Below are 12,742 nucleotides of genomic sequence, written 5' to 3' on the forward strand. Positions count from 1 at the left end.
AATGTCGAAAATCAACTTAATAGATAGTCCTTTCCCTTTAGCACAGATAAAGGGTTTAGGACCTAAACGTTTGGCTGTACTAAATGAATTGAATATTTATACGGTAGAAGATTTAGTATTATATTTACCGACACGCTATGATGATAATACTGTAATAGATTTAAATCAGGCGGAAGATCAGGCGACAGTGACAGTAGTGGGTGAAGTTTATTCAACGCCTACTGTCGCTTTTTTTGGTAGAAATAAATCTAAATTGACTGTGCATATTATGGTAAATCATATTGCGGTTAAGTGTACTTTTTTTAATCAACCGTATTTAAAGAAAAAAATAGAATTGCACGGTATGGTTACAGTAAAAGGTAAATGGAACCGTAGTAAACAAGAAATCAATGGAATGCGGATGTTTTTTACTCAAAGTAGTGAATCAGAGACTCAATTTGAACCGGTATATCGAATAAAAGAAGGTATCAAACAGAAGCCTTTAAGAGAAATGATTCGACAGGTTTTGGGTGAAGTTACAATTCATGAGTGGCTATCAGATGAGTTAAGGGCTAAATATAAATTAGAAACATTAAATGATACATTACATGCGTTGCATTTTGCTCCTGATAAACAATCATTGCTTAAAGCAAGGCGTACATATGCCTTTACTGAATTATTTATGTTTGAATTGAGAATGCAGTGGTTGAATCGAATTGAAAAAACATCAGATGAAGCGATCGAAGTAGATTATGATATTGAATTAGTCAAACAATTCATTAAAGATTTACCATTTGAATTAACGGATGCTCAGAAAAATAGTGTGAATGAAATTTTCAGAGACTTAAAGGCACCATTACGCATGCACCGTTTACTACAAGGAGACGTTGGATCAGGTAAAACAGTGGTTGCAGCTATTTGTATGTATGCTTTAAAAACAGCGGGTTATCAGTCTGCATTGATGGTTCCAACTGAAATTTTAGCAGAACAACACGCTGAAAGTTTAGTTGAAATATTTGGTGATCGCATGAATGTAGCATTGCTTACTGGATCGGTAAAGGGGAAAAAAAGAAAACTACTCTTAGAACAACTTGAAAATAATGAAATCGATTGTATTATAGGGACACATGCATTAATACAGGATGATGTTATATTTCATAATATTGGTTTGGTAATTACGGATGAACAACATCGCTTCGGTGTGAATCAGCGACAATTACTAAGAGAAAAGGGTGCGATGACTAATGTACTCTTTATGACTGCCACACCAATACCTAGAACATTGGCAATATCTGTCTTTGGAGAAATGGATGTATCCTCAATAAAGCAGTTACCAAAAGGAAGAAAGCCAATTATTACCACATGGTCTAAGCATGAAGCGTATGACAGTGTGTTAAATCAAATGACAGCTGAATTAAGAAAAGGTCGACAAGCCTATGTCATTTGTCCTTTGATTGAAAGTTCTGAGCATTTAGAAGACGTACAAAACGTAGTAGCACTATATGAATCATTAGAACAATATTATGGTGAAGGAAAAGTTGGACTCTTACATGGTAAGTTATCATCTGATGATAAGGATGAAGTGATGCAACGATTTAGTAATCATGAGATTGATATTTTAGTATCAACTACTGTTGTCGAAGTAGGAGTCAATGTGCCCAATGCTACGTTTATGATGATCTATGATGCTGATCGTTTTGGGTTGTCTACATTACATCAGTTACGTGGTCGTGTTGGTAGAAGTGAACATCAAAGTTATTGTGTGTTAATTGCTTCTCCGAAAACTGAAACAGGAATTGAAAGAATGAATATCATGACTCAAACGACAGATGGCTTTGAATTGAGTGAGAGAGACCTAGAAATGCGTGGTCCTGGCGATTTCTTTGGTGTAAAGCAAAGTGGACTGCCTGATTTCCTCGTAGCCAATGTAGTTGAAGATTATAAAATGCTTGAAGTTGCAAGAGATGAAGCTGCTGAGTTAATCCAATCTGGTGCGTTCTTTGAACCGCAATATGAGCGATTAAGGACATTTATTCAAGATAATCTATTATATATGAGCTTTGACTAATAGTGATTTAGTATGTAATGGATATGCTCAACATGTGCTTAATCGAAATTATGATGATAAATAAGTGCGATATGATGAATATAAATATAGCCACGCCCAAAGATTGATTCAATCTTTGGGCGTGGCATTTTTAAATTAGAAAATATGTTTCAAATTGTTAGTTACTAGTCTGTAACGCCTACATCATTCCAAGCTTTTTCAATTGCTTGTGTTTCAGTACTATTATCTCCATATAATTGATTTGCAGCCGCTTTTAATGAGGCTTTTGCATCAGTGAATTGTGATTTAGGTGTTAGGTATTGTGTTAATGCTAAATAGTAAATTTGTTCTGCTTTTGATTTGCCAATTGATTTTATAGTTAGATAAGCAGCTTTATTAGGGATACCACTATTGATATGTACGCCACCTTCATCGTCTGTGCCTTTATAATAATCAGCCATATTAGCAGGTTGATTATATTTCTCTGGATTTGATAGACTACGTAATCCGTCGCCATCTTTACCTGGTGTATACACATCTTCTCCCATCAACCAATTATCAGGATCATTGAAATAGCCAAAGACATCTGAGAATGATTCATTTAAAGCTCCAGGTTGGTCATGATATTCAAGTGCTGCAGTATTTTCAGTTACTGCGTGTGTTAATTCATGAGCTACTACATCTTTAGCACCTGATAGAGGTGCAAATTGTTTGCCATCTCCATCACCATAAACCATATATTGACCAGTCCATGCGGCATTATTATATTGTTTTCCATAATGTACTACAGAATCAATTTTTTTATTATTATTATCTAAACTTTTGCGATTAAACTTGTCTAAGTAATAGTGATAGACTGAATTAGCGTAATAATGTGCATCCACACCAGCTTTTTGATTATCTTTATTGAAATTAGTTGAACCATTGATAATTGGTAATGATAATGATTCAGTACTATTGGCTGATCGCGTTTCGATTTCAGTATCTTGAGATGTATCGTGTAGGGTATATTTACCTAATGTGTTAGTAATATTTAAAGGTGATTTCACATCGCCATTTACGCCTGTACCTTTACCTGTAGCACTAGCATGTTCGATTAAGTTTTGTTTTCGAATTACGTCACCTGTATTTGCGTCAATTTGGACTTTCCAATGTGCAAGTTTAGGGTGTATGTAGTTAATCTCAACATCGTAAACAAGTTTTTTCTTATCACTATTAATATCAAGTTTATTATTACTAATAACAGGATATCCTTTAATATTACTAATTTTATTTTTATCGATGCCTAAGGCTGAGAGAGCTTTATCTTCTGCATCGTTTTTAGATAATTGAACTTTATTCGTTGTTTCGATTTTTGGCTTATCTAAATTACCATTAATTAAAGTAACTTTATTATCGTTATTTACATGTACTTTAATTCGGCTATCAGACGCTGTTACGTTGTCTTTATTTGGTTCTAACGTATAGTGTGTTGAACCTGATTGATCAGCTTCTTTCTTGACGACATGATACTGATCAAATGCAGAACGAACATAACTCTCATCTTTAGATTTTGTTTTATTCTGAATTAATTTTTGTGCATTATCTTGCAGTAATTTTTCAATATCTTGGTTGCTTGTAACGTTTATATCATCTAGATGCTTTAATTGACTTTCAGTTATCGTTTGCCTTGCTGATGTCTCTTTAGCGTCAACGGTATTACTTAACAATGCAATCGTTGCACTCGATGCCAATGTTGCGAGTAAAAATTTTTTCATTTAAATACCTCCGAAATTATTAAAAAGCAAATTAATATTTTATTTATGAATTGCTTATCATTATGCAATTAATATTAGTTAAAATCAATAACTATTTTAAAAATAATTAAAGATTAATAAATTTGTAATTTTTCTATTGTTAAAAATGTCTATATCATTTAGGAAAAAATATTAAGTTGCTAAATTTATTTATTTACTACTTTACTAAAAAAGTAATTGTGAAAAATAATTAAAGATAATAATGATATTTGTTGAGTAGAACAAATAGAAAGTGTTATGATATGTGAGGAATGTTTAAGACTTGGTACTAAAAAGTAGGGGTTGAGCAAAATGAAGTTAAAAAAACAAGAACGACGCGAAGCTATAAAAAAAGAAATAGAAAAAAATCCCTTTATTACTGATTTGGATTTGAGTACGTTGTTTTCAGTGAGTATTCAAACAATCAGGTTGGACCGTACATACTTGAATATTCCGGAATTACGAAAGAGAATCAAGACAGTTGCTAGGAAAAATCACGACCGTATCCGTTCGATCGACGGCAGTGAAATTATTGGGGACGTCATTAATGTCCAACCAAATCGTGAAGCAACTTCTATTATCGATATTGACGAGGATTCAGTATTTACCAGAAACCAAATTGCACGTGGTCATGTATTATTTGCACAAGCAAATTCGCTTTGTGTGGCACTTATACATAAATCAAGTGTGTTGACGAAAGAAAGTAATGTAGAATTTTTAAAAACAGTAAAATTAAATGATACAGTACGTGCAGAAGCACACGTAATTGAAAGTACAAGTAAGTACTTTATAATACAAGTAAATTCATATGTAAAAGATGCATTGGTATTTAAGGGTACATTTAAAATGTATTATATAAGTGAGGATGAGCAAGATGGTTAAATTAGCTATTGATATGATGGGTGGAGACGATGCACCACAAATCGTTTTAGATGCCGTAAAAAAAGCGGTAAATGATTTTAGTGATTTAGAAATCATTTTATTCGGCGATGAAGCTCAGTGTACAATTCAACATGAAAGAGTTGAAGTGAGACATTGTACAGAAGAAATTACTATGGAAGATGAGCCAGTACGCGCAATCAAACGTAAAAAAGATAGTTCAATGGTAAAAATGGCTGAAGCTGTTAAATCAGGTGAAGCAGAAGGGTGCGTATCTGCGGGTAACACTGGAGCGCTCATGTCTGCAGGTTTGTTTATTGTTGGACGAATTAAAGGTGTAGAACGACCAGCATTGGTAGTAACATTACCTACAATTTCAGGTAAAGGGTTTGTGTTTATGGATGTTGGTGCGAATGCGGAAGCTAAACCAGAGCATTTATTACAATATGCACAATTAGGACATATCTATGCGCAAAAGATTCGAGGCATTGAACACCCTTCAGTTGGATTGTTAAATATTGGAACTGAAGCTGCAAAAGGTAATAGTTTAACAAAAAAAGCCTACGGATTGATGGCTGAGCAACAAGTATTTAAGTTTGCGGGAAATGTAGAAGCGAAGGGCTTAATGCAAGATGTAGCAGACGTAGTAGTAACTGATGGTTATACAGGTAACATGATTCTTAAAAATCTCGAAGGTGTTGCTAAATCTATAGGAAAAATGTTTAAATCTACATTGTTAAGTAGTTTTAAAAATAAAATGGCTGCTTTAATTTTACGTAAAGATTTAAATCAATTAATGACTAAAATGGACTATGCAGAATATGGTGGTTCGGTCTTGTTAGGTTTAAATGGTACAGTAGTAAAAGCACATGGTAGTTCAAGTGCAAAGGCATTTTATTCTGCTATCAAACAAGCAAAAATTGCTGGTGAACAACGAATTGTTCAAACAATGAAAGAAACGGTAGGTGCAGAAAATGAGTAAAACAGCTATAATTTTTCCGGGTCAAGGATCACAAAAGGTCGGAATGGCAAGTGATTTATACAATGAGAACGAAGCGGCAACTGCAATATTAAATGAAGCACAATCTGCTGTGGATTTTGACTTGTTAGAAACGATGTTTACAGATTCAGATGAGAAACTGGGTCAAACTGAAAATACACAACCTGCATTATTAACACATAGTTCAGCTTTACTGAGTGCTTTGGAAAATATTGATGCAGACTATACAATGGGTCATAGTTTAGGCGAATATGTGAGTTTAGTTGCAAGCGGCGTATTAAAATTTGAAGATGCTGTGAAAATTGTACGCAAACGTGGTCAATTGATGGCAGCAGCTTTTCCAGATGGTGTCGGTAGTATGGCAGCTGTGCTTGGTTTAGATTTTGATGAAGTAAACGCAATTTGTAAAGATTTGTCAACAGCTGATGAAGTTATTGAACCTGCTAATATCAATTCGCCAGGTCAAATTGTGGTTTCAGGTCATAAAACATTAATTGATCAATTAGTAGCAGAAGGGAAATCTAGAGGTGCGAAACGTGTATTACCTCTAGCAGTTTCTGGGCCATTTCATTCTTCAATGATGCAAGTGATTGAAGATGACTTTGCACAATATGTAGATCAATTTGAATGGCACGATGCACAGTTTCCAGTGGTTCAAAATGTACATGCACAAGGAGAAACAGATGCTAATATCATTAAAGCCAATATGATTAAACAATTATATTCTCCAGTTCAATTTATCGAATCGACTGAATGGTTGATCGCACAAGGCGTTGATCATTTTATAGAAATCGGACCGGGTAAAGTATTATCAGGTTTAATAAAAAAAATAAACAGAGATGTAAAAGTAACTTCAATTCAAACATTAGAAGACGTAAAAGGGTGGAATGAAAATGACTAAAAGCGCATTAGTAACAGGAGCATCAAGAGGTATAGGTCGAAGTATTGCACTACAATTGGCTGATGAAGGATACAATGTAGCCGTGAACTATGCGGGCAGTAAAGACAAAGCTGACGCAGTAGTCGAAGAAATTAAAGCAAAAGGTGTAGACAGTTTTGCGATACAAGCCAACGTTGCCAATGGTGATGAAGTTAAAGCAATGATTAAAGAAGTTGTAAGTCAATTTGGCTCAGTGGACGTACTAGTCAATAATGCTGGTATTACACGTGACAACTTACTTATGAGAATGAAGGAACAAGAATGGGACGACGTTATTGATACAAATTTAAAAGGTGTATTTAACTGTATTCAAAAGGTAACACCACAAATGCTTAGACAAAGAAGTGGTGCCATTATCAACTTATCAAGTGTGGTAGGTGCCGTTGGTAATCCAGGTCAAACAAATTACGTAGCAACAAAAGCTGGCGTTATTGGTATGACGAAATCTGTTGCCCGCGAATTAGCTTCTAGAAGTATCACAGTAAACGCAGTTGCACCAGGTTTCATTGTTTCTGATATGACGGATGCATTAAGTGATGAGCTTAAAGAGCAAATGTTAAATCAAATTCCATTAGCACGTTTTGGTGAAGATAAAGATATTGCCAATACTGTTGCATTCTTAGCTTCAGAAAAGGCAAAATACATCACAGGCCAAACAATTCATGTTAATGGCGGCATGTTTATGGAATAAAGCCATTGAATTGTCAATGGTTGAGATAAAAGGTTGATTTATAAAAATGTTATAAAAAAGTTGTAATTTTAATTACACTTTTGCATGACGATTGTGAATTAACTTGTAAATTTATTCACTTCCCATTTGGAGCGTTGAAATACTACTTGTATTTCAATCGATAAAATGGGAAAATAAAAAAGTCTATAAGTAAACTTTTAGAAGGAGGTGAATCGACGTGGAAAACTTTGACAAAGTAAAAGATATCATCGTTGACCGATTAGGAGTTGACGCTGAAAAGGTAACTGAAGAAGCATCTTTCAAAGATGATTTAGGCGCTGACTCACTTGATATCGCTGAATTAGTTATGGAATTAGAAGACGAGTTTGGTACTGAAATTCCTGATGAAGAAGCTGAAAAAATCAACACTGTTGGTGATGCAGTTAAATTTATTAATAGCATTGAAAAATAATAAACACATATCTGAGTCGTTATAAGATACGGCTCAGATTTTTTATTGTTAAAAAAGTACAACGATTGTTATTTTTAGAGCATATCAATGAAAAATACCCGATGTGTTGTTGGCTGTTTTACTATCGTTTTTTTAAAACAGTTTTCCCTTTAGTTTTATGTACAAATCACGTAAAATGTAAGGGTATATAATAGATTAGCTCTAAATCTGAGGAGGAAAGAGATTGACCAATTATAAAAAAAAGGAAATGGTTCAAGCATTCCAAACGAGGTTTGCTGAAAAAATGCAAGAATTAGATTTGAATTTTAATCAAATTGATTTATATCAACAAGCATTTTCTCACTCTAGTTTTATAAATGATTTTAATATGAATCGTTTAGATCACAATGAAAGATTAGAATTTTTAGGAGATGCGGTATTAGAATTGACGGTTTCACGTTATTTGTTCGATAAATACCCAGAATTGCCAGAAGGTAATTTAACAAAGATGCGTGCAACAATTGTTTGTGAGCCCTCACTTGTAATATTTGCGAAAAAAATTCACTTGAATGATTTAATTCTATTAGGTAAAGGTGAAGAAAAAACGGGTGGTCGTACGAGACCGTCGCTCGTGTCTGATGCTTTCGAAGCATTTGTAGGTGCGTTATATCTAGATCAAGGTTTGCCATCTGTATGGAAATTTGCAGAAAAGACAATCTTCCCGTTTGTTGAAGATGATGAACTTGAAGGCGTGGTAGACTTTAAAACACAATTTCAAGAGTATGTACATCGTCAAAATAAGGGTGATGTAACTTATAGATTAATAAATGAAGAGGGTCCAGCACATCACCGTCTATTTACTTCAGAAGTAATCCTAGAAGGAACAGCAGTAGCTGAAGGTAAAGGTAAAACCAAAAAGGAATCAGAACAAAAAGCAGCAGAACGTGCTTATAAATCATTAAAGAATAAAGTTAAATAGCTTTGTTATTAAAGCAGTTTGGAATAATCAATACATTGTTTATTTAATCAATGCAATGTAATTTTTTAAGGAGAATAGCATGGTATATTTGAAATCAATAGATGCTGTTGGGTTTAAGTCGTTTGCTGAACACACAAACGTACAATTTGATGAGGGTGTTACAGCGATAGTAGGGCCTAACGGTAGTGGGAAAAGTAATATCACCGATGCGATTAAGTGGGTGCTAGGAGAGCAATCTGCAAAGTCGCTACGCGGGGCGAAGATGGAAGATATCATTTTCTCAGGAGCTGAACATAGAAAGGCTCAAAATTATGCGGAAGTAAAATTGAAGCTTGATAATAGTGCTGGTAAATTACAAATTGATGCCACAGATGTTGTAGTTACGCGCAGATTGTACCGCAGTGGTGAAAGTGAATATTATTTGAATAATGACCGCGCTAGATTAAAGGATATTACGGATTTATTTTTAGACTCAGGATTAGGAAAAGAAGCGTTTAGTATTATCTCACAAGGTAGAGTGGATGAAATATTAAATGCTAAGCCAGTAGATAGAAGGCAAATATTAGAAGAGTCTGCTGGTGTATTAAAATATAAAAAGCGTAAAGCAGCTTCTATGCAGAAACTAAATCAAACTGAAGACAATTTATCTAGAGTGGAAGATATTTTATATGATTTAGAAGGTAGAGTTGAACCATTAAGAGAAGAAGCGGCGATAGCTAAAGAATATAAGCATCTTTCTCAAGAAATGGAACGTAGTGATGTTCTTGTAACGGTGCATGATATTTCAAACTATAATAAAAATATTCATGAATTAGATGACAATTTAAATCAACTTAAAAGTCAACAAGAAGCAAAAGATGCTGAAAAAGTACAACATACTAATGCTTTAAATAAATTTAAATCTGAAAGACAGCAGCTTGATGATACAGTGGAGTCACTAAATTATCAATTAGTTAAAGCGACAGAAGATGTTGAAAAGTATGCTGGCCAACTCAATTTACTTGAAGAACGCAAAAAAAATCAATCAGAAACGAATGCTCGTTTTGAAGAAGAACAAGCAAGTTTAGAAAGTCAGAAAGAACAACTAGAAGCAGAACAACATGAGGCCAAGACACAACTGAGTCAATTGAAAGCGCAACAAAAGGAATTAAACGAGACGATACAATTATTAGAATCACAATTATACGTATCTGATGAACAACATGATGAAAAACTAGAACAAATTAAAGACGAATATTATCAATTGATGTCCGAACAATCAGATGTAAACAATGATATTCGATTTTTAGAACATACAATTCAAGAAAATGAATCTAAACAATCTAGGTTAGATTCAAGATTAATTGAAGCATTTGAACAATTAAAGTCGATACAAGCAGAAATAAATGCAGTAGAAGAACAATATAAAGGCGCGCAAAAGGAATTAAAGGAATTAGAAACTGAATCTGCTCAATGTGAACGTAAATTGACGCAACTGAAACAACAACAAACAACATATGAAGACAAATTACATCAAGCATATCGCTATAATGAAAAATTAAAATCTCGAATTGATAGTTTGGCAACACAACAAGAAGATTATAGTTACTTTTTCAATGGCGTGAAACATATTTTAAAAGCGAAAAAGGACAAACTTTCTGGTATTCATGGTGCGGTTGCGGAAGTAGTACAAGTACCATCTGATTTAACTAAGGCAATTGAAACAGCATTAGGTGCATCATTACAACATGTCATTGTAGAAACTGAAAAGGATGGACGACAAGCAATTCAATATTTAAAGCAACATGGACTGGGTCGTGCGACTTTCTTGCCGTTAAATGTCATTCAACCGAGACAACTTAGCCAAGAAATTTTATCTGCAGCACAAAAAGCGGAAGGATTTGTCAATATAGCATCTCAAGCAGTATCAACTAGTGATGCTTATCAAAATGTTGTCCAGAATTTACTTGGCAATACAATTATTGTTAAAGAATTGAAACATGCAAATGATTTAGCAAGAACAATTCGTTATCGTACGAGAATTGTGACATTAGATGGAGATATTGTTAATCCAGGTGGTTCTATGACTGGCGGCGGTGATCGTAAGACTAAAAGTATCCTATCTCAAAAGGATGAACTTGCTACAATGCGCGCACAACTTGAAGATTATCAACGTCAAACTGTTGAATTTGAACAACAATATCAAGCGATTAAAGATGACTCAGATAAGCAGAGTGAGCGATATTTTGATATAGGCCAACAATATAATACTGTTAAACAAAAAGTTCATAGTTATGAATTAGAATTGGATAGACTACGTAAAAATGAAGCGCACTTAAAAGATGAACATGAGGAATTTGAATTTGAGAAAAACGATGGTTATCAAAGTGAGACGAGTAAGCAAACCTTAAATGATAAGAAACAGCGTTTGCAAGAAATCAAAGATTTATTAGGTAAGCTAGAAAATGATATAAATGTTTTTACAAAACTTTCCAAAGAAGGAAAAGAAAGCTCAAATCAAATACAACAACAATTACATCAAAAGAAATCAGATTTAGCCGTTGTCAAAGAGCGTTTAAACACGCAAAAGCAAACAGATGTTAAATTAAATCAACAACTACAACAAGTTTCAGAGCAACAACAACGTTTAGACGAACAAATCGAATTGTTCAATTCAGATGAAGTTACAGGCGAAACAGCATTTAACAATATCCAAACAAAAATTACAGACAGTAAAGAAACCAAAGCACAATTAACTGAACAACTTGAAACATTAAAGCAAAAACGTTTGGAGTTAAATGAAACGATTGAAACAACTGATCAAAAATTGAGTGAAGCAAACCAAGATATTTTATCGATAGAAAACAGATATCAAGATATTAAATCTGAACAGTCACGTTTAGATGTCCTAATTAACCATGCGATTGATCATTTAAGCGAAACATACCATTTAACTTATGAACGTGCGAGTGAACTATATGAATTAGATGATGATATTGAAGCGCTTCGTAAAAAGGTAAAATTAACTAAAATGTCTATTGAGGAACTTGGGCCAGTCAATTTAAATGCAATTGAACAATTTGAAGAAATTAACTCTAGATATACCTTCTTAAACGAGCAACGTACAGATTTAAGAGCTGCTAAAACGACACTAGAACAAATAATAGAAGAGATGGACCAAGAAGTGAAAGACCGCTTTAAAGAAACATTCCATGCTGTGCAAGGTTATTTTGCTGAGGTCTTCAAGTCACTATTTGGTGGTGGTCAGGCTGAATTACGTTTGACAGATGATGATTATTTAACTGCAGGTGTAGATATAATCGTACAGCCACCTGGTAAAAAATTACAACATCTCTCGTTACTGAGTGGTGGAGAACGTGCTCTAAGTGCAATTGCCTTATTATTTGCTATCTTACAAGTACGTTCAGCGCCATTTGTAATATTAGATGAAGTAGAGGCAGCATTGGATGAGGCAAACGTCATTCGCTATGCACAATATTTGAAAGACTTATCAGATCAAACACAGTTTATCGTTATAACACATAGAAAAGGAACGATGGAATATTCAGATTGCTTATATGGTGTTACAATGCAAGAATCGGGTGTTTCTAAATTGGTAAGCGTGAATTTAAATACGATAGATAAAGTCATGGAGGAGGAACAAGCATGAGCTTTTTCAAACGATTAAAGGATAAATTTTCGGGTTCAAGTGAAGAACCAAAGCAACAAGAAGAATTAGAACAATTAGAATCAGACGGGCAGCCTCAAGAAGATTCAGAGATTGCTGAACAAAAGGAAAAGAAGAAACCAAAAAAGTTAAAAGAAGCAGACTTTGATGAAGATGGTTTGATTTCGATTGAAGACTTTGAAGAAATAGAAGCACAGCAATTAGGTGCTAAGTTTAGAGCTGGTTTAGAAAAATCTCGTGAAAATTTCCAAGCCCAACTTAACAACTTAATCGCGCGTTACCGTAAAGTAGATGAAGACTTCTTTGAAGCATTAGAAGAAATGTTAATTACGGCAGATGTCGGATTTAATACTGT

Annotated in this window: 10 protein-coding genes; 9 read left to right on the forward strand and 1 reads right to left on the reverse strand. The window is 34.0% G+C overall.

The window, feature by feature from the left end:
- Position 1: 1 nt before the first annotated feature.
- Positions 2–2,047, forward strand: coding sequence for an ATP-dependent DNA helicase RecG (gene recG / locus ACF91D_RS20945; RefSeq protein WP_107527065.1), 2,046 nt, complete (start codon positions 2–4; stop codon positions 2,045–2,047).
- Between the two features lie 164 nt (positions 2,048–2,211).
- On the opposite strand, the gene ACF91D_RS20950 is transcribed toward recG, so the two are convergent.
- Positions 2,212–3,783, reverse strand: a complete 1,572-nt coding sequence (locus tag ACF91D_RS20950; protein WP_107527064.1) for a M4 family metallopeptidase — start codon at positions 3,781–3,783, stop codon at positions 2,212–2,214.
- Positions 3,784–4,113: 330 nt separating this feature from the next.
- On the opposite strand from ACF91D_RS20950, the gene fapR reads away from it, so the two are divergent.
- The 8 genes from fapR to ACF91D_RS20990 all read left to right on the forward strand — a co-directional run.
- Positions 4,114–4,683 (forward strand): transcription factor FapR, encoded by a 570-nt coding sequence (gene fapR / locus ACF91D_RS20955; RefSeq protein WP_042738885.1) that lies wholly within the window; start codon positions 4,114–4,116, stop codon positions 4,681–4,683.
- Positions 4,676–5,662: a phosphate acyltransferase PlsX gene (gene plsX, locus ACF91D_RS20960; RefSeq protein ID WP_042738884.1), complete on the forward strand. Its 987-nt coding sequence runs from the start codon at positions 4,676–4,678 to the stop codon at positions 5,660–5,662. The genes fapR and plsX overlap by 8 nt, the downstream gene beginning before the upstream one ends.
- A complete protein-coding gene (gene fabD / locus ACF91D_RS20965) occupies positions 5,655–6,581 on the forward strand; it encodes an ACP S-malonyltransferase (protein WP_042738883.1) in 927 nt (308 codons plus the stop codon). The genes plsX and fabD overlap by 8 nt, the downstream gene beginning before the upstream one ends.
- Positions 6,574–7,311: a 3-oxoacyl-[acyl-carrier-protein] reductase gene (gene fabG / locus ACF91D_RS20970; protein WP_107527200.1), complete on the forward strand. Its 738-nt coding sequence runs from the start codon at positions 6,574–6,576 to the stop codon at positions 7,309–7,311. The genes fabD and fabG overlap by 8 nt, the downstream gene beginning before the upstream one ends.
- Before the next feature lie 217 nt (positions 7,312–7,528).
- Entirely contained in the window at positions 7,529–7,762 is a 234-nt protein-coding gene (locus tag ACF91D_RS20975; protein WP_042738881.1) for an acyl carrier protein, read from the forward strand.
- 247 nt (positions 7,763–8,009) lie between these two features.
- Positions 8,010–8,720, forward strand: coding sequence for a ribonuclease III (gene rnc / locus ACF91D_RS20980; protein WP_119627757.1), 711 nt, complete (start codon positions 8,010–8,012; stop codon positions 8,718–8,720).
- A gap of 79 nt (positions 8,721–8,799) precedes the next feature.
- Positions 8,800–12,369 carry a chromosome segregation protein SMC gene (gene smc, locus ACF91D_RS20985; protein ID WP_107527199.1) on the forward strand — a complete coding sequence of 1,190 codons (3,570 nt, stop codon included), beginning with the start codon at positions 8,800–8,802 and terminating at the stop codon, positions 12,367–12,369.
- Positions 12,366–12,742 (forward strand): signal recognition particle receptor subunit alpha (locus tag ACF91D_RS20990; protein WP_392437661.1); only part of this gene is annotated, 377 nt, incomplete at its 3' end. The genes smc and ACF91D_RS20990, both read left to right, overlap by 4 nt.

This window comes from Staphylococcus sp. 231237_7MaSpsaltlick, assembly GCF_043107035.1.